Origin of the sequence: Geobacillus sp. CX412 (assembly GCF_027942335.1) — a bacterium.
GTDB classification, from domain to species: Bacteria; Bacillota; Bacilli; order Bacillales; family Anoxybacillaceae; genus Parageobacillus_B; species Parageobacillus_B toebii.
Genome location: NZ_CP103461.1, coordinates 3,379,100 through 3,399,614, shown reverse-complemented (window position 1 = coordinate 3,399,614; position 20,515 = coordinate 3,379,100). Strand labels below are relative to the sequence as shown.

20 protein-coding genes and 1 rRNA gene are annotated in these 20,515 nt (G+C 43.5%); all 21 read left to right on the top strand.

Annotation, left to right across the window (positions count from 1 at the left end):
- Window positions 1–191 precede the first annotated feature (191 nt).
- The 21 genes from spoIIE (at window position 192) to NXM86_RS17695 (ending at window position 20,113) form a co-directional block, all read left to right on the top strand.
- A complete protein-coding gene (gene spoIIE / locus NXM86_RS17795) occupies window positions 192–2,672 on the top strand; it encodes a stage II sporulation protein E (RefSeq protein WP_205424255.1) in 2,481 nt (826 codons plus the stop codon).
- Window positions 2,673–2,734: 62 nt separating this feature from the next.
- Window positions 2,735–3,469, top strand: coding sequence for a VWA domain-containing protein (locus NXM86_RS17790; protein WP_012748837.1), 735 nt, complete (start codon window positions 2,735–2,737; stop codon window positions 3,467–3,469).
- Window positions 3,438–4,415 (top strand): serine/threonine protein kinase PrkT, encoded by a 978-nt coding sequence (prkT, locus tag NXM86_RS17785; protein WP_081189188.1) that lies wholly within the window; start codon window positions 3,438–3,440, stop codon window positions 4,413–4,415. Before NXM86_RS17790 ends, prkT begins: the two co-directional genes overlap by 32 nt.
- A 122-nt stretch (window positions 4,416–4,537) precedes the next feature.
- The gene (gene tilS, locus NXM86_RS17780; protein WP_012748839.1) at window positions 4,538–5,926 is read left to right on the top strand and encodes a tRNA lysidine(34) synthetase TilS; all 1,389 of its coding nucleotides are present in this window, start codon (window positions 4,538–4,540) and stop codon (window positions 5,924–5,926) included.
- Window positions 5,927–5,947: 21 nt separating this feature from the next.
- Complete coding sequence (gene hpt / locus NXM86_RS17775) at window positions 5,948–6,493, top strand: hypoxanthine phosphoribosyltransferase (RefSeq protein ID WP_081189187.1); 546 nt, start codon at window positions 5,948–5,950, stop codon at window positions 6,491–6,493.
- A gap of 94 nt (window positions 6,494–6,587) precedes the next feature.
- Window positions 6,588–8,495 (top strand): ATP-dependent zinc metalloprotease FtsH, encoded by a 1,908-nt coding sequence (ftsH, locus tag NXM86_RS17770; protein WP_062677404.1) that lies wholly within the window; start codon window positions 6,588–6,590, stop codon window positions 8,493–8,495.
- 98 nt (window positions 8,496–8,593) lie between these two features.
- Window positions 8,594–9,370, top strand: a complete 777-nt coding sequence (locus NXM86_RS17765; protein ID WP_012748842.1) for a type III pantothenate kinase — start codon at window positions 8,594–8,596, stop codon at window positions 9,368–9,370.
- Between the two features lie 14 nt (window positions 9,371–9,384).
- Window positions 9,385–10,272, top strand: coding sequence for an Hsp33 family molecular chaperone HslO (gene hslO / locus NXM86_RS17760; protein WP_012748843.1), 888 nt, complete (start codon window positions 9,385–9,387; stop codon window positions 10,270–10,272).
- Between the two features lie 77 nt (window positions 10,273–10,349).
- Window positions 10,350–11,276, top strand: a complete 927-nt coding sequence (gene cysK / locus NXM86_RS17755) for a cysteine synthase A (RefSeq protein ID WP_498958393.1) — start codon at window positions 10,350–10,352, stop codon at window positions 11,274–11,276.
- 110 nt (window positions 11,277–11,386) lie between these two features.
- Complete coding sequence (locus NXM86_RS17750) at window positions 11,387–11,533, top strand: hypothetical protein (protein WP_498958392.1); 147 nt, start codon at window positions 11,387–11,389, stop codon at window positions 11,531–11,533.
- 96 nt (window positions 11,534–11,629) lie between these two features.
- Window positions 11,630–11,929, top strand: coding sequence for a chorismate-binding protein (locus tag NXM86_RS17745; protein WP_498958391.1), 300 nt, complete (start codon window positions 11,630–11,632; stop codon window positions 11,927–11,929).
- Between the two features lie 29 nt (window positions 11,930–11,958).
- The gene (locus NXM86_RS17740; protein ID WP_498958390.1) at window positions 11,959–12,063 is read left to right on the top strand and encodes a hypothetical protein; all 105 of its coding nucleotides are present in this window, start codon (window positions 11,959–11,961) and stop codon (window positions 12,061–12,063) included.
- Between the two features lie 10 nt (window positions 12,064–12,073).
- Window positions 12,074–12,652 (top strand): aminodeoxychorismate/anthranilate synthase component II, encoded by a 579-nt coding sequence (gene pabA, locus NXM86_RS17735; protein ID WP_062677403.1) that lies wholly within the window; start codon window positions 12,074–12,076, stop codon window positions 12,650–12,652.
- 4 nt (window positions 12,653–12,656) lie between these two features.
- Window positions 12,657–13,529 (top strand): aminodeoxychorismate lyase, encoded by an 873-nt coding sequence (gene pabC / locus NXM86_RS17730; RefSeq protein WP_012748847.1) that lies wholly within the window; start codon window positions 12,657–12,659, stop codon window positions 13,527–13,529.
- The gene (gene folP / locus NXM86_RS17725) at window positions 13,526–14,386 is read left to right on the top strand and encodes a dihydropteroate synthase (protein WP_498958389.1); all 861 of its coding nucleotides are present in this window, start codon (window positions 13,526–13,528) and stop codon (window positions 14,384–14,386) included. Before pabC ends, folP begins: the two co-directional genes overlap by 4 nt.
- Window positions 14,387–14,402: 16 nt before the next feature.
- Window positions 14,403–14,738, top strand: coding sequence for a dihydroneopterin aldolase (gene folB / locus NXM86_RS17720; RefSeq protein WP_498959063.1), 336 nt, complete (start codon window positions 14,403–14,405; stop codon window positions 14,736–14,738).
- On the top strand, window positions 14,739–15,266 hold the full coding sequence (gene folK, locus NXM86_RS17715) for a 2-amino-4-hydroxy-6-hydroxymethyldihydropteridine diphosphokinase (RefSeq protein WP_012748850.1): 528 nt from the start codon (window positions 14,739–14,741) through the stop codon (window positions 15,264–15,266).
- Window positions 15,218–15,439, top strand: a complete 222-nt coding sequence (locus tag NXM86_RS17710) for a helix-turn-helix domain-containing protein (protein ID WP_062677400.1) — start codon at window positions 15,218–15,220, stop codon at window positions 15,437–15,439. Before folK ends, NXM86_RS17710 begins: the two co-directional genes overlap by 49 nt.
- Before the next feature lie 17 nt (window positions 15,440–15,456).
- Window positions 15,457–16,458 carry a tRNA dihydrouridine synthase DusB gene (gene dusB / locus NXM86_RS17705; RefSeq protein WP_062677399.1) on the top strand — a complete coding sequence of 334 codons (1,002 nt, stop codon included), beginning with the start codon at window positions 15,457–15,459 and terminating at the stop codon, window positions 16,456–16,458.
- Window positions 16,459–16,547: 89 nt separating this feature from the next.
- Window positions 16,548–18,032 (top strand): lysine--tRNA ligase, encoded by a 1,485-nt coding sequence (gene lysS / locus NXM86_RS17700; RefSeq protein WP_012748852.1) that lies wholly within the window; start codon window positions 16,548–16,550, stop codon window positions 18,030–18,032.
- Between the two features lie 523 nt (window positions 18,033–18,555).
- Window positions 18,556–20,113 (top strand): 16S ribosomal RNA (locus tag NXM86_RS17695).
- Window positions 20,114–20,515 lie beyond the last annotated feature (402 nt).

Sequence of the window (20,515 nt, the reverse complement as noted above, 5' to 3'; positions counted from 1 at the left end):
CCAAAGGAAACAAGAATCCCCCACTTCCACCGTCATTAGCCGGTAAGTAGGGGTAGTTCAATGTGAACTTATGGCATGTTAGCAAGAAATACGTCGAACGGTTTTTTTGGTTGCTTTTCTTTTTTTGACAAATTTTTGACTATTGGAAATGTATAATAGGAGCAACAGAAAAACAAAGGAGTGGGATCGGAGTGGAAAGAGTAGAAAGAAGGTTTATGAATCAAATTTCAGAAGTGCCTATTCATGAGACACAGGCTGTGTTGTCGCGGTGGGTGCGCCATGTGAAATTGCGAGTCGGACATTTATTTATTCATAAGGGGTTTCTTCTTCTTATTATCGGTTTTCTGCTTGGACGAGCTCTTATTCTATCCAAGCTAACTCCATTTGCTTTACCGTTTTTTGCCGCTGTTTATATGTTGCGCCGCGATAAAGCAGCACTAGCATTTATTGCATTGCTTGCAGGTTCACTTACTCTATCGTTTGAGGCAACGTTATTTGTATTTGTCGGAATATTCGGTTTCCTGGTTGTGAATGCATTTATAAGGAAGTTTTTTAGTGAGTCGTTAAAAATGGTGCCTTTTGTTGTATTTTGTCTATCATTTTCTACAAAATTAGCCATTTTCTATTATTTGTTGGGAAATAGGACGCTATATGAAGCAATGATGGCGTTTGTCGAAGCAGGGCTCGCATTTGTATTGACACTTATTTTTATTCAAAGCATCCCGTTGTTAATGATTCGCAAATATAAACAAGCGTTAAGAGCCGAAGAAATTATTTCGCTCATTATTTTAATTGCGTCGATGTTAACGGGGATGATCGGTTGGACGTTCTATGGACTTTCACTTGAACATGTAATGTCCCGCTATCTTGTGTTAATTTTTGCGTTTGTGGCAGGAGCGACGATTGGCTCTACAGTAGGAGTAGTAACAGGGCTTATTTTAAGTTTAGCGAACGTCGGTAATTTATACGAAATGAGTTTGTTAGCGTTTGCTGGTCTTTTAGGAGGCTTATTAAAAGAAGGAAAGAAAGCCGGCGTGTCTTTCGGATTGCTCATCGCTACCTTGCTGATTGGCTTATATGGGAGCGGTAAGGCAGAAATTATTCCAACAGTGATGGAGTCGTTCTTGGCGATTATTCTATTTGCATTTACGTCTCGCTCATTGACGGAAAAAATCGCAAAACACATTCCTGGTACAGCAGAATATGCCAATGAACAGCAGCAGTATGTCCGCAAAATTCGCGATGTGACTGCACAGCGCGTTTCCCAATTTTCTCACGTATTTCAAGCGCTGGCCAATAGCTTTTCAACGAAGAGTCTAATTTCTTCTGATGAAGATTATAGCGAACGGGAAATTGATTACTTTTTAAGCGATATTACGGAAAAAACGTGCCAAACTTGCTTTAAAAAAGAACAATGTTGGTCATACAACTTTGATACAACATATGAATATATGAAGCAAATTATGCTAGAAGCAGATGCGGGAATTTTGGAACATAACCATAAACTATTGCGAGAATGGGACAACCATTGCGTAAAAGCAAGCAAAGTAGTCGACATGATTGAAAAAGACGTGACGTTTTATCAAGCGAATCGTAAACTGCGCAAACAAATGAATGAAAGCAGAAAGTTGGTTGCCGAACAGCTGTTGGGTGTCTCGCAAGTGATGGAAGATTTCGCTAAGGAAATTCAGCGGGAGCGTGAAAATCATTATTTGCAGGAGGAACAAATCTTTCACGCCTTGCAAGAATTCGGGATTGAAATCGGACACGTTGATATTTATAGCTTAGAAAAAGGAAATATCGATATTGAAATGAGCATTCCATATTGTGAAGGCCGCGGCGAATGTGAAAAATTAATTGCGCCGATGCTATCCGATATTTTAGGAGAAACGATTGTGGTAAAACGCGAAGAATGCGCCGCTTACCCGAACGGTTATTGCCGAGTAGCATTCGGCTCAACAAAAGCGTTCGTCGTAGAAACAGGCGTAGCGTTTGCGGCAAAAGGCGGCGGTCTTGTTTCCGGTGATAGCTATTCCATGATTGAACTCGGAACAGGAAAATATGCGATTGCGATCAGCGATGGAATGGGAAATGGAGAGCGTGCACATAACGAAAGCAATGAAACGTTGCGTCTTTTACAAGAAATTTTACAAACAGGAATTGATGAATCTATTGCCATTAAATCCGTTAATTCCATTTTATCATTACGGACGACAGAAGATATGTTTTCTACGTTAGATTTAGCCATTATTGATTTGCAAAACGCTGTCACGAAGTTTTTAAAAGTCGGTTCCACGCCAAGCTTTGTCAAACGCGGGGATAAAGTCATGAAAATTGAGGCAAGCAACTTGCCAATCGGAATTATTAAAGAAGCGGACTTTGAGATTGTCAGTGAACAATTAAAAGCGGGCGACTTGCTTATTATGATGAGCGATGGGGTATTTGAAGGGCCGCCGCACGTAGAAAATTACGATTTATGGATGAAGCGGAAAATTAAAGAATTGAAAACGAACGACCCGCAAGAAGTGGCAGACTTAATTATGGAAGAAGTGATCCGAAGCCGTTCTGGAAGAATTGAAGACGACATGACGGTAGTCGTTGCGAAAATCAAGCATAACACGCCAAAATGGGCGACGATTCCAGCTTATATGTATACAAAAAAAGCGCAATAATGGTATAAAATCCCCATCCTCCGGCGATGCTTGTAATACATTAGCTGAGGAGGGAAGATCAGATGCGCAAAGGAACGTTGCGGCAGATTTTGCTTATTACAGATGGCTGTTCCAATCATGGCGAAGACCCGATTGCGATGGCTTCTTTAGCAAAAGAACAAGGGATTACGGTGAATGTGATCGGTGTTCTTGACCAAGATACGATTGATGAAAGTGGATTGCGTGAAATTGAAGGGATCGCTTTATCGGGAGGTGGAATCAGCCAAGTTGTCTATGCCAAACAGCTGTCTCAAACGGTGCAAATGGTAACGAGAAAGGCAATGACGCAAACGCTTCAAGGTGTCGTGAATAGAGAATTGAAGCAAATATTAGGATCGGACGTGTCGCTTGAAGATTTGCCTCCGGAAAAACGAGGAGAGGTGATGGAAGTCGTCGATGAACTTGGAGAAACAGTGGAATTAGAAGTTTTAATATTAATAGATACGAGCGGGAGTATGAAAACGAAATTGCCAACGGTGAAAGAGGCACTGCTTGATTTGTCCCTCAGCCTTAATGCACGTATCGGTGATAATCGTTTCGCTGTGTTTGTATTTCCGGGGAAACGAGGAAATGTAGAAAAAATTGTTGACTGGACGCCGAAAATAGAGGAGCTTTCCACTGTTTTTCCAAAATTAACATCGGGAGGATTGACACCGACAGGACCGGCCTTGCGCGAAGCATTAACATATTTTGAGAAAAAGCGGTCGTTAAGGGGTTTGATTCGTGATGATGAATCATACTTTGAAGAATCTATGTAATCTTCCGCTAGGGACGGTCGTGACAGGAAAGTGGCACCGCCATTCGTACAAGCTGGTAAAACCGCTTGGAAATGGAGCTAACGGGGTCGTTTATTTGGCGGAAAGCACGAAGGGGCTTGTTGCTTTAAAGTTAAGCGATAATAGCGCGGCGATCGCATCAGAGGTCAATGTATTACGTCGATTTTCCAAGGTCCAGGGAGTTGCCCTTGGACCTTCTTTACTAGATGTTGATGACTGGGTAAATCCTTTGATGAATAAAACGATTCCTTTTTATGTGATGGAATATATCAAAGGAGAAAATTTTTTTACGTTTATTCGCAAACGTGGAAAAGAGTGGGTAGTCGTTCTTTTGTTACAGCTTTTATCTGCCCTTGACCAGCTTCACCAAGAAGGATGGGTATTTGGCGATTTGAAGCCCGAAAACTTGTTAGTTGCAGGTCCGCCGCCGACGGTCCGTCTTCTTGATGTGGGAGGAACAACGTTGCAAGGAAGAGCTGTTAAAGAGTTTACCGAATTTTACGATCGCGGTTATTGGGGAGTGGGGTCACGAAAAGCAGAGCCTTCATATGATTTATTTGCTGTGGCAATGATCATGATCCAAGCTTGTTATCCAATCAAATTTGAGCGGAAAGGAGATGGACGCCGTCAGCTAATCTCCATCATTCAGGCAGATGATACGTTGCGGACATATCAGACGGTGTTGATGAAAGCGATTGATGGGAAATATAAAAGAGCTTCCGAAATGAAACAAGACTTTTTGACCGCTCTTCAGCGTTCTTATCATTCTCATTCCAACCAGCGTACTTTCCAGAGAACGATGCAAAAAACACGCCGAAATAAAAAAAGAAAAAGCAGCAAAACAAAGGGAGTGTTGGAAACAGCGTTGATCGTTGCCGTACTTTTATGCGCATACGCAATATATGTATACCATCAAGTACTTCCTTGACAAATTTTTATCGCTATGATGTTTATTTTTGATAAAATAATTGGGCGAGATTTTTGAGAAAATATTGTAATAATGGTACGATGAATTTTAGAATTACGTTATTATAAAGAGGGTTTTTCCGAATGATTGCGGAAGTGTACGAGTTTATAAAAAAACATGAGCTGCTCACTCCGAATTCGACGGTCATTGTTGGCGTATCGGGAGGACCGGATTCACTAGCGCTGTTGCATTTTTTTTGGTCGATTCGACAAGAATGGAATATCACGTTGATCGCCGCACATGTAGATCATATGTTTCGCGGTAAACAGTCAGAGGAAGATATGAATTTTGTGAAACATTTTTGCGCGGCGCGCGGTATTATATGTGAGGCGGTGCAAATGGATGTTCCGGCATTCCAGCGCGAGTCCAAATTAGGTGTTCAAGAGGCGGCGCGTCAATGCCGTTACCGTTTTTTCGGTGAACTGATGAAAAAATATAAAGCGCATTATTTAGCTTTAGGCCATCATGGCGATGACCAAGTTGAAACGATTTTAATGCGGCTTGTGCGCGGCAGTACTAGCAAAGGCTATGCCGGTATTCCGGCAAAGCGCCCATTTTACGGAGGATATATTATTCGCCCGTTTTTGGCGATCAGCCGTGCAGATATTGATGCGTATTGTCGACAACATCAAATTACGCCTCGTCATGATGCTAGTAATGATAAAGATGATTATACAAGAAATCGGTTTCGCCACCATGTTATTCCATTTTTAAAAAAAGAAAATCCGCGTCTTCATGAGCGGTTCCAATCGTATAGTGAAATGGTAATGGAAGATGAGTTATTTTTAGAGGAATTAGCGAAAGATGCGATGAATAAAGTAATGGAAAAACAACATGATACGGTTGCATTAAAAATTGAACCATTTCAGGCGATGCCAAAACCTTTACAAAGAAGAGGGATTCAACTAATATTGAACTATCTTTATAAAGACATCCCTTCTTCCCTTTCGTCTGTACATATCCATAATATATTTACGTTTTTAAACCGCGACCATCCTTCAGGAAGATTAGACTTTCCGCATGGCTTAAAAGTCATTCGTTCTTATGACCGTTGCTTGTTTACATTTCGAGAGGAAAAAGAAGATATAAGCTATGCATTCGAGCTGGATATTCCAGCTGTATTGCCCCTCCCAAACAATCATGTAATCATTAGTGAATTTTGGGAACACTATCCGAAAGAACAGAAGGGAAACGATGTATTTATTATTGATCCGGAAGCGGTTCGTCTTCCGTTACGAGTACGAACACGCCGCGCTGGTGACCGGATGACGTTGAAAGGGACAAAAGGGACAAAGAAGATTAAGGAAATTTTCATTGAAGCGAAAATTCCTTTATATGAAAGGGATCGCTGGCCAATTGTAGAAGACGCGCAAGGAAATATTTTATGGGTTCCGAAGTTAAAAAAATCAAATTTTGAAGCAACAAATGTTACAAAAGCAAGCTACATTGTATTACACTATAAAGAGCAATGAACATCTAGGAGGAAAAGAAAGATGGGGATGAAAGACGATATCCAAAAAATACTTATTACGGAGGAGCAAATTCAAGAAAAGGTAAAGGAGCTAGGCAAGCTGTTGACAGAAGAATATGAAGGGCGTTTTCCGTTAGCCGTCGGAGTACTAAAAGGGGCCATGCCGTTTATGGCAGATTTGTTAAAGCATATCGATACATATTTAGAAATGGATTTTATGGATGTGTCCAGTTATGGAAACGCGACGGTATCGTCCGGCGAAGTGAAAATTTTAAAGGATTTAAATACTTCTGTGGAAGGGCGTGACATTTTAATTATCGAGGATATTATTGATAGTGGTTTAACATTAAGTTATTTAGTCGACTTATTCCGTTATCGGAAAGCGAACTCGATTAAAATTGTTACCTTATTAGATAAACCTTCCGGACGCAAGGCGGATATTCAAGCAGATTATGCCGGTTTTATCATTCCTGACGAATTTGTTGTCGGCTATGGCTTAGACTATTGTGAGAAATACCGTAATCTTCCTTTTATCGGAGTGCTGAAACCGGAAGTGTACAATAAGTAGTTTGCTTTTTCAGCCGCTAGCGAATTGTTTGTATTTATACAATTTTCTATGATACTATTGAGTATAGTGTGTTTCATATGGGAGGAGGCAAGAGATGAATCGGATCTTCCGAAATACCATATTTTACTTATTGATTTTTCTCGTTGTGATCGGTGTAGTCAGCTTCTTTAACGGAAGCAATCAACGGACGGAACCGATGACATACGATGCCTTTATTACACATTTAGAAAATGGCGATGTTAAATCGTTTTCCATGAAACCGGAGCGCGGTGTGTATGAGATAAGGGGACAGCTCAAAACGTACAGTGAGGATCAATACTTTTCCACTTATGTCATGAACAGCGATACGGTGCTGAACCGTATTGACGCTGCAGCGAAAAGAACAAGAGTGGAAGTAATGCCTGCGGATGAAACGAGCGGATGGGTCACCTTTTTCACTTCAATCATCCCGTTTGTCATCATTTTTATCTTGTTTTTCTTCTTGTTGAACCAAGCGCAAGGCGGCGGCAGCCGGGTAATGAACTTTGGAAAAAGCCGGGCGCGCTTATATACGGACGACAAGAAAAAAGTTCGTTTCCGCGATGTTGCTGGTGCGGATGAAGAAAAACAAGAGCTTGTGGAAATTGTGGAATTTTTAAAAGATCCGCGGAAGTTTGTGGAGCTTGGCGCCCGTATTCCGAAAGGAGTTCTTCTTGTTGGGCCTCCGGGGACAGGGAAAACGTTGCTTGCGCGCGCGGTTGCAGGAGAAGCTGGCGTACCGTTTTTCTCCATCAGCGGTTCCGACTTCGTAGAAATGTTCGTTGGTGTCGGTGCGTCACGTGTGCGCGATTTGTTCGAAACCGCGAAAAAGAACGCGCCATGTATCATTTTTATTGACGAAATTGATGCGGTTGGCCGTCAACGCGGAGCAGGTCTTGGCGGCGGACATGATGAGCGTGAACAAACGCTCAACCAATTGCTTGTCGAGATGGATGGATTCAATGGAAACGAAGGAATTATTATCATCGCAGCGACAAACCGCCCGGATATTTTAGACCCAGCATTGTTACGTCCAGGTCGTTTTGACCGGCAAATTACGGTAGACCGTCCGGACGTAAAAGGGCGTGAAGCGGTATTGCGCGTACACGCTCGCAATAAGCCGCTTGATGAATCCGTTGATTTAAAAGCGATTGCAATGCGTACACCAGGCTTCTCTGGTGCTGATTTAGAAAACTTGTTGAACGAGGCGGCCCTTGTTGCGGCGCGACGGAATAAAAAGAAAATTGATATGAGCGACATCGATGAGGCGACAGACCGTGTCATCGCCGGACCGGCAAAGAAAAGCCGCGTCATCTCAGAAAAAGAGCGACGCATTGTTGCATACCATGAAGCGGGTCATACCGTCATTGGTATGGTGCTTGATAATGCGGAAATGGTGCATAAAGTGACGATCGTTCCACGTGGCCAAGCCGGTGGTTACGCGGTTATGCTTCCGAAAGAAGACCGCTATTTTATGACAAAGCAAGACTTGTTAGATAAAATTACCGGTTTATTAGGCGGGCGCGTTGCGGAAGAAATTGTGTTTAACGAAGTGAGCACAGGGGCGCATAATGACTTCCAACGTGCGACGAACATTGCTCGCCGCATGGTCACCGAGTTTGGAATGAGTGAGAAGCTTGGTCCATTGCAATTTGGGCAGCCGAGCGGGCAAGTGTTTTTAGGGCGTGACTTGCACAATGAGCAAAACTACAGCGATAAAATTGCATATGAAATTGATTTAGAAATTCAACGGATTATTAAAGAATGTTATGAGAAGGCGAAAAACATTTTAACACAACATCGTGATAAACTGGAGTTAATCGCTACTACATTGCTAGAAGTAGAAACGTTAGATGCAGAACAAATTAAACATTTATTTGAACATGGAACATTGCCAAACCGTGATGCAAATAATGGCAATGACAATAAAAATAATGAGGATAACAATGACGTCAAAATAAATATTCAAAAGAAAGATGAGTAAGATGTCTCTTTTTAAGGGACATCTTTTTTTTATCCGAGTAAAAACAAGATATGATATGATGTAGAAAGTAACAATTTATGAGAAGTGGTGATGAAACGATGATTTTTGTGTTAGACGTTGGCAATACCAATACGGTGTTAGGAGTATATGATGGCGATGAATTAAAGCATCATTGGCGCATCGAAACGAGCCGGGGCAAAACGGAAGATGAATACGCCATGACGATCAAGGCGTTATTGAACCATGTCGGGCTTCAGTTTTCCGACATTGATGGTATTATTATCTCTTCCGTGGTGCCGCCGATTATGTTTGCGCTTGAGCGAATGTGTTTAAAATACTTTCATATTAAGCCGATTATCGTCGGGCCAGGGATTAAAACAGGACTGAATATTAAATACGATAATCCGCGAGAAGTAGGGGCAGACCGAATTGTGAACGCGGTTGCCGGCATTCACTTGTATGGCAGCCCTCTCATTATTGTCGACTTTGGTACGGCGACGACGTATTGTTATATTAATGAACATAAACAATATATGGGGGGCGCTATTGCTCCAGGGATTATGATTTCCACGGAAGCGCTTTTCGCGCGAGCTGCGAAATTGCCTCGTATCGAAATTGCCCGTCCGGATGACATTATTGGGAAAAATACTGTTAGTGCGATGCAAGCTGGAATTTTATATGGATACGTGGGGCAAGTAGAGGGCATTGTTTCGCGGATGAAAGCAAAAAGCTCTGTTCCTCCAAAAGTGATTGCAACAGGAGGGTTAGCGTCCTTAATTGCCAGCGAATCTAGTGTGATTGATATTGTTGATCCGTTTTTGACGCTGACAGGATTAAAAATTTTATACGAGAAAAACGTTGATAAAAAACAATGAAAGGTTGAGTGTGTATGTCAGACTACTTAGTGAAAGCCTTAGCTTATGATGGACAAGTAAGAGCATATGCCGCACGAACAACAGATACCGTTAGCGAGGCACAGCGCCGCCATCAAACATGGCCGACTGCTTCCGCAGCGCTTGGCCGGGCTATTACGGCGGGGGTCATGATGGGAGCCATGTTAAAAGGAGACGATAAATTAACGATTAAAATTGATGGCGGCGGTCCAATCGGCACCATTTTGGTCGACAGCAACGCCAAGGGAGAGGTGCGTGGATACGTCACAAATCCACACGTTCACTTTGATTTAAACGAACATGGGAAATTAGACGTGGCAAAAGCGGTAGGCAAAAATGGCATGTTAACGGTTGTAAAAGACTTAGGATTGCGTGATTTCTTTACAGGACAAGTGCCGATTATTTCCGGGGAACTTGGTGAAGATTTCACGTACTATTTTGCTTCTTCGGAACAAGTTCCGTCTTCTGTCGGGGTTGGTGTACTTGTGAATCCAGACAACACGATATTGGCGGCAGGAGGCTTTATCATCCAGCTGATGCCGGGAACGGAAGAGAAGACGATTGAACAAATCGAACAGCGTTTACAAACGATTCCTCCAGTTTCGAAAATGGTTGAAAGCGGGCTAACACCGGAAGAAATTTTAGAGGAACTGCTTGGAAAGGGAAATGTCAAAGTACTTGAAACACTTCCTGTTTCGTTTGTATGTCGCTGTTCGCGGGAGAGAATTGCCGATGCGATTATTAGTTTAGGTCCACAAGAAATTCAAGACATTATGGAAAAAGAAGGGTATGCCGAAGCATCATGTCATTTTTGTAATGAAACGTATCATTTTACAAAAGAAGAGCTCGAACAATTAAAACAACTTGCAGAAGCAAAAAATTAAAATGATTGACAATTCCATCAATAACTGATACATTTTAAACAAATTCGATAAAATTAATCGGGATTAGGGGTGGAAAGATGGCAAGAACAGTAAACTCCATTACAGAGCTTATTGGCGATACGCCTGCAGTGAAATTAAACCGCATTGTTGATGAAGATAGCGCCGATGTATATTTAAAACTGGAATTTATGAACCCTGGCAGCAGCGTCAAAGACCGTATTGCCTTAGCGATGATCGAAGCGGCGGAAAAAGCCGGAAAATTAAAACCTGGTGACACGATTGTAGAGCCGACAAGCGGAAACACCGGAATTGGATTGGCGATGGTTGCCGCGGCAAAAGGGTATAAAGCGGTTTTAGTCATGCCAGATACGATGAGTTTAGAACGTCGCAATTTGTTGCGCGCATATGGCGCTGAATTAGTGCTAACACCAGGAAGCGAAGGAATGCGCGGCGCGATTGCGAAGGCGGAAGAGCTAGTAAGAGAGCATGGCTATTTTATGCCACAACAATTTAAGAATGAGGCAAACCCAGAAATCCATCGGTTAACGACTGGAAAAGAAATTGTTGAGCAAATGGGCGACCAATTAGATGCGTTTATTGCCGGCGTCGGTACTGGCGGAACGATTACAGGGGCAGGACAAGTGCTTCGCGAAACATATCCAAACATTAAAATTTATGCCGTAGAACCTGCTGATTCACCAGTATTATCGGGCGGAAAACCAGGTCCTCATAAAATTCAAGGAATCGGCGCCGGATTTGTGCCGGACATTTTAGATACAAGCATTTATGATGGAGTCATTACCGTTACAACAGAAGAAGCGTTCACCGCTGCTCGCCGCGCTGCTCGCGAAGAAGGAATACTTGGCGGAATTTCTTCTGGTGCCGCTATTCATGCTGCATTGAAGGTCGCCAAAGAACTTGGAAAAGGAAAAAAAGTGCTGGCAATTATTCCAAGTAACGGAGAACGTTACTTAAGTACACCGCTTTATCAATTTGAGGAGTAATCATCCTATTTCGACAGGGGAGGACCCCTGTCGAAATTTTTTGTAATGATATGTTCCGCGACTCATTGTACAATAAGAAATGCATAGCTAATAAAGGGAGTGATATCGCTGTGCGGAAATGGAGAAATAGAAAGAGGCGAACGATTCCTTATTCGAAACATGATTGGTTTCGGCAATATAAGATGCTTGCCGCTGGTGAGCCGTATCATGCTCTGCTAGAAAGCGGTCAGGGCGGACGATATAGTATTATTGGTTAACTCCTGCGGGTATCATCCAAACAAAAGAAAAAACGAAAAGGAAATAGCAGGAGCATGTAATGCTGTCGATTTAGAGCGCAACGATTTAGGACGTGTATGCAATATGGTACAGTAAAAGTAGATGAATGGATGACAATCGAACGTTATTCCCACGTTATGCATATTGTGTCCCATGTGTCGGGAAAATTGCAGCAAGGAAAAGATGTATTTGATATTATACAAGCAATGTTTCCTGGCGGTACGATTACTGGTGCTCCAAAAGTACGGACAATGGAAATTATCGAAGAGTTGGAGCCGATACGTCGGGTGTATATACTGGTTCCATCGGGTGGATTAGCTTCGAGGGGATATGGAATTCAAATTGCGATTCGCACGATGATTGCAAAGACGGAATAGCTCATGTGCAAGCGGGAGCTGGAATTGTTATGGATTCCCACCCTGAACATGAATATCAGGAATGTTTGAAAAAGGCGACAGCCCTTTGGAAAGCAAAAGAGCTGAGCGAAGCAGAGAAACTATTGAGAGCATGAGGTGAGATCGATGATTTTAATGGTTGATAATTACGATTCTTTTACATACAACTTAGTGCAATATCTAGGCGTGTTAGGGGAAGAATTAATCGTAAAACGAAATGACGAGATTACGATTAAGGAGATAGAGACACTAAGCCCTGATTTTCTTATGATTTCGCCTGGTCCTTGCACTCCTAATGAGGCGGGCATCAGCATGGAAGCCATCGAATACTTTGCAGGGAAAATTCCGATTTTTGGAGTTTGCCTTGGGCATCAAGCGATTGCTCAAGTATTTGGGGGAAAAGTCATTCGTGCTGACCGTTTAATGCACGGTAAAACGTCGCCAATTTTCCATGATGGAAGAACCATTTTCGCCAATATTCCTAGCCCGTTTACGGCCACTCGTTATCATTCTCTTATTGTTGAAAAAGAAACATTGCCAGATTGTTTTGAAATTTCCGCTTGGACAGAAGAAAACGAAATTATGGCGATTCGCCATAAAACATTGCCGGTTGAAGGGGTTCAGTTTCATCCGGAATCGATTATGACGAGTCACGGGATGAAGCTGTTGGAAAACTTTATTCAAACATATAAAAGGGTTCGATAACAGTATGTATGTATATATCAATGGAGATGTCGTTCATAAAGACGAAGCGCGTATTTCGCCGTTTGACCACGGTTTTTTGTATGGTCTTGGTGTATTTGAAACGTTTCGTACATATGATGGGCATCCGTTTTTGCTAGACGACCATTTGGAACGGTTAAATCATAGCTTACAAGAGATGAATATTGTCAAATCCTTTACTCGCGGTGAAGTCATGGAGATACTTCGTCGTCTGTTAGAAGCAAATGGTTTGCGAAATGCTTACGTTCGTTTCAATATTTCGGCAGGCATCGGGGATATTGGTTTGCAAACGAGTGAGTATGATGAACCGACGATCATTATGTATATGAAGCCTTTTTCACCTCCGTCATTTGCAAAAGGCAAAATCGCAACAGTTCTAAAAACAAAACGAAACACCCCGGAGGGAAAAGAACGCTTAAAATCGCATCATTATTTGAATAATATTATAGGCAAACGGGAAATCGGCAGCCGTACCGATGTGGAAGGCATTTTTTTGAATGAACAAGGGTATGTTGCTGAGGGAATTGTCTCCAATATTTTTTGGGTAAAAAATAAAACGGTATACACTCCGGCGATTCATACAGGAATTTTAAATGGAGTAACAAGACAATTTGTGATTGCGATGTTGAACGTGCTAAACATTGAATATGAGGAAGGTTTTTATACACTTGACCATCTGCAACAGGCGGATGAAATATTTGTGACCAATTCCATTCAGGAAATCGTCCCTATTTATCAAATGAATGGTCGTACTTATCCAGGTGCTGATGGGATTGTTACTTCATTTTTGCAAAGGTATTACAAGCGCTTCACACCATTTTTATGGACAAGACATGAGTTGGCAGAAAGGATTGAATGAATGATGGTACAACAAATGCAGCTTCTTTTGTACTTCGCTGCGGGGATTATGAGTTAGATTTACGGAAAAAGACCATGATCATGGGCATTGTCAATGTAACGCCAGACTCTTTTTCTGACGGCGGACGGTTTTATGATATCGATCGTGCCGTAGAGCATGCAAAACGTCTTGTTGCCGATGGGGCAGATATTATTGATATTGGGGGGGAATCGACCCGCCCTGGTGCAGAAAAGGTATCGCTTGAAGAAGAATTACGGCGTGTCATTCCTGTGGTGAAAGCAGTCGCTCAAGAAATCGATGTTCCTATTTCCATTGATACGTATAAAGCTGAAGTTGCAAAGCAAGCGATCGAAGCGGGAGCACATATTATTAACGATGTATGGGGAGCAAAAGCGGATGCAAAGATGGCAGAAGTTGCCGCTTTTTACGATGTTCCGATTATTTTAATGCACAACCGTCATGATCTTCAATATCGTGATTTAATTTCCGACATGATTTCTGATTTAATGGAAAGTGTTGCAATCGCAAAACGCGCAGGGGTGAAAGATGAAAATATTATTTTAGATCCAGGTATTGGATTTGCGAAAACATTGGAACATAACTTAGAAGTCATGCGGCGTTTAGATGAATTTGCCAAACTGGGATACCCGCTGCTATTGGGAACATCACGGAAACGATTCATCGGCCATGTTCTTGATTTACCGGTTAATGAACGAGTCGAAGGAACAGGAGCGACCGTATGCCTCGGAATCGTAAAGGGAGCTCACATCGTCCGTGTTCATGATGTATTGCCGATTGCGCGAATGGCGAAAATGATGGATGCAATGCTTGGAAAAGGAGTGGAGAGCGATCGATAAAATTTATCTTCATCGGATGGAGTTTTATGGATATCACGGCGTCCTTCCCGAAGAAAATGTGCTTGGACAGCGCTTTATTGTAGATGTCATTCTCGAAACGGATTTACAAAAGGCTGGAAAAAGCGATCGATTAGATGATACCATTAATTATGCGGAAGTGTATGATATTTGCCGAAATGTTGTCGAGAAAAGGAGATTTGCGTTAATCGAAGCAGTAGCAGAGACGATTGCGGAGCAAATTTTATCTTCTTTTCCAACCGTTGCTCGTTGTACGATTAAAGTGACAAAACCAAATCCACCCATTCAAGGTCATTATGAATCTGTAGCAGTAGAAATTGTAAGGGGTCGTTAGATGGAAAATTATGCGTATATTGCTCTTGGCTCTAATATCGGTGATCGCCTATATTACCTGCGGGAAGCTGTCAAAATGTTGGATAGACATGAACAAATTTCCGTCACTGCTGCTTCATCTATTTATGAGACGGAACCGGTCGGTTATGTGAATCAAGATAAGTTTTTAAATATGGTTATAAAAATTTATACAACTCTTTCTCCTTTTGCATTGCTAGACGTCACGCAAAATATCGAACAAAAACTTGGGAGAAAAAGGGAAATACGGTGGGGACCACGAACGTTAGACCTTGACATTTTATTATATAATCATGAAAATATTGAAACAGAACAACTTATCATTCCTCATCCGCGTATGACAGAGCGGGCGTTTGTTATGATTCCGTTATTGGAATTAAATCACGATATCCATTTTCCAAATATTTCTGAACGTTTAGCATGCCTCATAGATCGACTACCTGACAAAGAAGGAGTTCGTGTATGGAAGCAGAAAAATGGGGAAGACGTATTCGCGCTTTTCGAAAGCTGAAAGGATATACACAGGAAAAATTGGCAAAAGATCTGGGGGTATCTGTGTCCATTTTAGGAGAAGTTGAGCGTGGAAATCGCTTACCGTCGGAGCAATTAATAGAGAAAATTGCCGAACGGTTAAATATATCTGTAGAAGAGCTTGCACCGCCACGTTCAGAGCCTAGGGAATAAGAAAGGAGGGTAAACCGATGTTTAAAATCGGAGATGTAGAAATTAAAAATCGTGTTGTTCTTGCTCCAATGGCCGGTGTGTGCAATTCGGCATTCCGTCTCACGGTAAAAGAGTTTGGGGCAGGGCTTGTTTGTGCGGAAATGGTAAGTGATAAAGGGATCGTGTACAATAACGAAAAAACGCTAGGCATGTTATATATTGATGAACGGGAAAAACCATTAAGTTTGCAAATTTTTGGCGGAGAAAAGGAAACGCTTGTAGAAGCCGCAAAATTTGTCGATAAACATACGAATGCGGATATCATCGATATTAATATGGGATGTCCTGTTCCAAAAGTCACGAAATGCGATGCGGGTGCGAAATGGCTTTTAGATCCAAATAAGATTTATGATGTAGTTGCCGCCATTGTAGATGCAGTGGAAAAACCTGTGACAGTAAAAATGCGAATCGGTTGGGACGAAAATCATATTTACGCAGTAGAAAACGCGCAAGCTGTAGAACGCGCTGGCGGTAAGGCAGTAGCGGTTCACGGAAGAACGAGAGTACAGATGTACGAAGGAAAAGCAGATTGGAATATCATTAAACAAGTAAAAGAAGCAGTGAATATTCCTGTCATTGGAAATGGGGATGTAAAAACACCGCAAGATGCAAAGCGGATGCTTGAAGAAACAGGCGTGGACGGCGTGATGATCGGACGCGCTGCACTTGGAAACCCATGGATGATTTACCGCACAGTCCGTTATTTAGAAACAGGGGAATTAATCCCGGAACCAACGGTAAGAGAAAAAATAGAAGTATGTCTTTTACATTTAGATCGCCTCATTGCATTAAAAGGCGAGCATATTGCAGTAAAAGAAATGCGGAAACATGCGGCATGGTATTTAAAAGGGGTGCGCGGTAACGCAAAAATTCGCAATGCCATTAATGAATGTGACACTCGTGAACAGCTTGCCACCCTTTTACTTAACTTTGCCGAAGAAGTAGAAAGCAAAGAACAGGCGAATGCACAGGCTGTGTAAATGGATCAATAAAAGATTGCGGTTATTCACTGCCAGCCGTTGCTGGCAGTATTTTTCATAAAAACTTTTTTAAATGGAGTGAAGGCCATATGAGTCATGAAGAATTAAACGATCAATTACTAGTCCGTAGGGAAAAATTAAATAAATTGAGAGAAATGGGAATTGATCCGTTTGGAAAACGGTTTGAGCGCACACATAAAGCAAAAGAGTTATTTGATTTATATGGGGATTTATCCAAAGAAGAGCTAGAAGAGAAACAAATAAAAGTTGCCGTTGCCGGACGTATTATGACAAAACGCGGCAAAGGTAAAGCTGGGTTTGCCCATATTCAAGATGTTACGGGGCAAATTCAAATTTACGTTCGTGAAGATACAGTTGGTGAGGAGCAATACGAGCTTTTCAAAACTTCTGACTTAGGAGATATTATCGGTGTTTATGGAACAGTATTTAAAACAAAAGTAGGAGAGCTGTCCATTAAAGTATCTTCTTATGAGTTTTTAACGAAAGCATTGCGTCCACTTCCAGAGAAATACCATGGACTAAAAGATATTGAACAACGCTATCGTCAACGGTACTTAGATTTAATTATGAATCCGGAGAGCAAAAATACGTTTATCACTCGCAGCCGAATTATTCAAGCGATGCGCCGCTACTTGGACAGCCACGGCTATTTAGAAGTAGAAACACCGATGATGCATTCCATTGCCGGAGGAGCAGCAGCTCGTCCATTTATCACTCACCATAATGCGTTGGATATGCCATTATATATGCGGATTGCGATCGAGCTTCATTTGAAACGTTTAATTGTCGGCGGATTAGAAAAGGTATATGAAATTGGGCGCGTGTTCCGTAATGAAGGGATTTCTACTCGACATAATCCGGAATTTACGATGCTTGAGCTATATGAAGCATATGCAGATTTCCGCGATATTATGAAATTGACAGAAAATTTAATTGCTCATATCGCGCAAGAGGTATTAGGAACGACAAAAATCCAATATGGAGAGCATACAGTTGATTTAACTCCTGAGTGGAAACGACTTCATATGGTAGATGCGATTAAGGAATACGTAGGTGTCGATTTTTGGAAACAAATGAGCGATGAAGAGGCTAGAGAATTGGCAAAAGAGCATGGTGTTGAAATAGCGCCGCACATGACGTTTGGTCATATTGTTAATGAGTTTTTTGAGCAAAAAGTAGAGGACAAGCTCATTCAACCGACGTTTATTTACGGACACCCGGTAGAAATCTCGCCGTTAGCGAAGAAAAATCCAGACGATCCGCGCTTCACAGATCGCTTTGAATTGTTTATCGTTGGTCGTGAACACGCGAATGCATTTACTGAGTTAAATGATCCGATTGACCAACGTGAGCGCTTTGAGGCACAGCTGAAAGAGCGAGAGCAAGGAAATGACGAAGCGCACGAGATGGACGAGGACTTCATTGAAGCGCTTGAATATGGAATGCCACCAACAGGCGGTTTAGGTATTGGCGTTGATCGACTTGTTATGCTATTAACAAATTCACCGTCTATTCGTGACGTATTGTTATTCCCGCAAATGCGTAATAAATAAGATATCATGTCCCCTATGATCAAAAAAATCATAGGGGACATAAGATTTTTAAAAAAGTAGTTGACTTTTATATTCATAATTGATATATTAGTAAACGTCGCTTTTGAAAAACGAATAAAACAAAAAGTGATTGACAATAAAATTTTAAAATGATATATTAACAAGGTCGTTTTAAAAAAGAATGTTCTTTGAAAACTGAACAAAACGAAGCGTCCACAACGAAAAGCGAAGGCAACTGATTAGCCCCCGGCAGGCGCTGGAGGGCTCGCGAGGAGGCTGTTGCCGCCACAGCGAGACCGAAGCGGCCCGAGGGGCTAGGAGCCGAAGCTGGACAATAAGAAATGCTGAAGCGCCGCGATCAGCTCTCGAAGCCAAATGTTCTTCACCCGCTGAAGTGCTTGCACTTCGAGGGGGAAGGTTATTTGGCACGAGAGAGCTAGGCGCTGAAGCTGGACAATGTGAAAAGCTGAAGCGCTTGACACCTTCGGTGTCAGTGAAGAATTAAATAAGCCAATCAACTTTCTTTTTGGAGAGTTTGATCCTGGCTCAGGACGAACGCTGGCGGCGTGCCTAATACATGCAAGTCGAGCGGACCGAACGGAAGCTTGCTTCTGTTCGGTTAGCGGCGGACGGGTGAGTAACACGTGGGTAACCTGCCCGTAAGACCGGGATAACTCCGGGAAACCGGGGCTAATACCGGATAACACCGAAGACCGCATGGTCTTTGGTTGAAAGGTGGCTTTTGCTACCACTTACGGATGGGCCCGCGGCGCATTAGCTAGTTGGTGAGGTAACGGCTCACCAAGGCGACGATGCGTAGCCGGCCTGAGAGGGTGACCGGCCACACTGGGACTGAGACACGGCCCAGACTCCTACGGGAGGCAGCAGTAGGGAATCTTCCGCAATGGACGAAAGTCTGACGGAGCGACGCCGCGTGAGCGAAGAAGGTCTTCGGATCGTAAAGCTCTGTTGTTAGGGAAGAAGAAGTACCGTTCGAATAGGGCGGTACGGTGACGGTACCTAACGAGAAAGCCCCGGCTAACTACGTGCCAGCAGCCGCGGTAATACGTAGGGGGCGAGCGTTGTCCGGAATTATTGGGCGTAAAGCGCGCGCAGGCGGTCCCTTAAGTCTGATGTGAAAGCCCACGGCTCAACCGTGGAGGGTCATTGGAAACTGGGGGACTTGAGTGCAGAAGAGGAGAGCGGAATTCCACGTGTAGCGGTGAAATGCGTAGAGATGTGGAGGAACACCAGTGGCGAAGGCGGCTCTCTGGTCTGTAACTGACGCTGAGGCGCGAAAGCGTGGGGAGCAAACAGGATTAGATACCCTGGTAGTCCACGCCGTAAACGATGAGTGCTAAGTGTTAGAGGGGTTTTCCCTTTAGTGCTGTAGCTAACGCGTTAAGCACTCCGCCTGGGGAGTACGGCCGCAAGGCTGAAACTCAAAGGAATTGACGGGGGCCCGCACAAGCGGTGGAGCATGTGGTTTAATTCGAAGCAACGCGAAGAACCTTACCAGGTCTTGACATCCCCTGACAACCCTGGAGACAGGGCGTTCCCCCTTCGGGGGGGACAGGGTGACAGGTGGTGCATGGTTGTCGTCAGCTCGTGTCGTGAGATGTTGGGTTAAGTCCCGCAACGAGCGCAACCCTCGCCCCTAGTTGCCAGCATTCAGTTGGGCACTCTAGGGGGACTGCCGGTGACAAACCGGAGGAAGGTGGGGATGACGTCAAATCATCATGCCCCTTATGACCTGGGCTACACACGTGCTACAATGGGCGGTACAAAGGGCTGCGAACCCGCGAGGGGGAGCGAATCCCAAAAAGCCGCTCTCAGTTCGGATTGCAGGCTGCAACTCGCCTGCATGAAGCCGGAATCGCTAGTAATCGCGGATCAGCATGCCGCGGTGAATACGTTCCCGGGCCTTGTACACACCGCCCGTCACACCACGAGAGCTTGCAACACCCGAAGTCGGTGAGGTAACCCTTTAAGGGAGCCAGCCGCCGAAGGTGGGGCAAGTGATTGGGGTGAAGTCGTAACAAGGTAGCCGTACCGGAAGGTGCGGCTGGATCACCTCCTTTCTAAGGATGATACGAAAAGCGAAGGCGACTGGTTAGCCCCGACAGGCGCTGGAGGGCTCGCGAGGAGGCTGTTGCCGCCGCAGCGAGACCGAAGCGGCCCGAGGGGCTAGGAGCCGAAGCTAGACAGTACGAAAAGCGGAAGCGCCGCGATCAGCTCTCGAAGCCAAATGTTCTTCACCCGCTGAAGTGCTTGCACTTCGAGGGGGGAAGGTTATTTGGCACAAGAGAGCTAGGCGCTGGAGCTAGACAGTACGAAAAGCGGAAGCGGCTGCCCTTATGGGCTAGTCGGAAGTGGACGCTTCGGGTTTGTTCAGTTTTGAGGGAACATGTTTATGTTCTCTTCAATCAATCCGTTTTGCGCCTGCGTCTACGAGCGAATTCAAAGATGATGGATTCCTCGGC

What these genes read in the sequence shown, in the direction of transcription:
- NXM86_RS17790 (WP_012748837.1), top strand. Translation starts at nt 2,735, where the DNA reads ATGCGCAAAGGAACGTTGCGGCAGATTTTGCTTATTACAGATGGCTGT.
- prkT (WP_081189188.1), top strand. Translation starts at nt 3,438, where the DNA reads ATGATGAATCATACTTTGAAGAATCTATGTAATCTTCCGCTAGGGACG.
- tilS (WP_012748839.1), top strand. Translation starts at nt 4,538, where the DNA reads ATGATTGCGGAAGTGTACGAGTTTATAAAAAAACATGAGCTGCTCACT.
- hpt (WP_081189187.1), top strand. Translation starts at nt 5,948, where the DNA reads ATGGGGATGAAAGACGATATCCAAAAAATACTTATTACGGAGGAGCAA.
- ftsH (WP_062677404.1), top strand. Translation starts at nt 6,588, where the DNA reads ATGAATCGGATCTTCCGAAATACCATATTTTACTTATTGATTTTTCTC.
- NXM86_RS17765 (WP_012748842.1), top strand. Translation starts at nt 8,594, where the DNA reads ATGATTTTTGTGTTAGACGTTGGCAATACCAATACGGTGTTAGGAGTA.
- hslO (WP_012748843.1), top strand. Translation starts at nt 9,385, where the DNA reads ATGTCAGACTACTTAGTGAAAGCCTTAGCTTATGATGGACAAGTAAGA.
- cysK (WP_498958393.1), top strand. Translation starts at nt 10,350, where the DNA reads ATGGCAAGAACAGTAAACTCCATTACAGAGCTTATTGGCGATACGCCT.
- NXM86_RS17745 (WP_498958391.1), top strand. Translation starts at nt 11,630, where the DNA reads ATGCAATATGGTACAGTAAAAGTAGATGAATGGATGACAATCGAACGT.
- NXM86_RS17740 (WP_498958390.1), top strand. Translation starts at nt 11,959, where the DNA reads ATGGATTCCCACCCTGAACATGAATATCAGGAATGTTTGAAAAAGGCG.
- pabA (WP_062677403.1), top strand. Translation starts at nt 12,074, where the DNA reads ATGATTTTAATGGTTGATAATTACGATTCTTTTACATACAACTTAGTG.
- pabC (WP_012748847.1), top strand. Translation starts at nt 12,657, where the DNA reads ATGTATGTATATATCAATGGAGATGTCGTTCATAAAGACGAAGCGCGT.
- folP (WP_498958389.1), top strand. Translation starts at nt 13,526, where the DNA reads ATGAATGATGGTACAACAAATGCAGCTTCTTTTGTACTTCGCTGCGGG.
- folB (WP_498959063.1), top strand. Translation starts at nt 14,403, where the DNA reads ATGGAGTTTTATGGATATCACGGCGTCCTTCCCGAAGAAAATGTGCTT.
- folK (WP_012748850.1), top strand. Translation starts at nt 14,739, where the DNA reads ATGGAAAATTATGCGTATATTGCTCTTGGCTCTAATATCGGTGATCGC.
- NXM86_RS17710 (WP_062677400.1), top strand. Translation starts at nt 15,218, where the DNA reads ATGGAAGCAGAAAAATGGGGAAGACGTATTCGCGCTTTTCGAAAGCTG.
- dusB (WP_062677399.1), top strand. Translation starts at nt 15,457, where the DNA reads ATGTTTAAAATCGGAGATGTAGAAATTAAAAATCGTGTTGTTCTTGCT.
- lysS (WP_012748852.1), top strand. Translation starts at nt 16,548, where the DNA reads ATGAGTCATGAAGAATTAAACGATCAATTACTAGTCCGTAGGGAAAAA.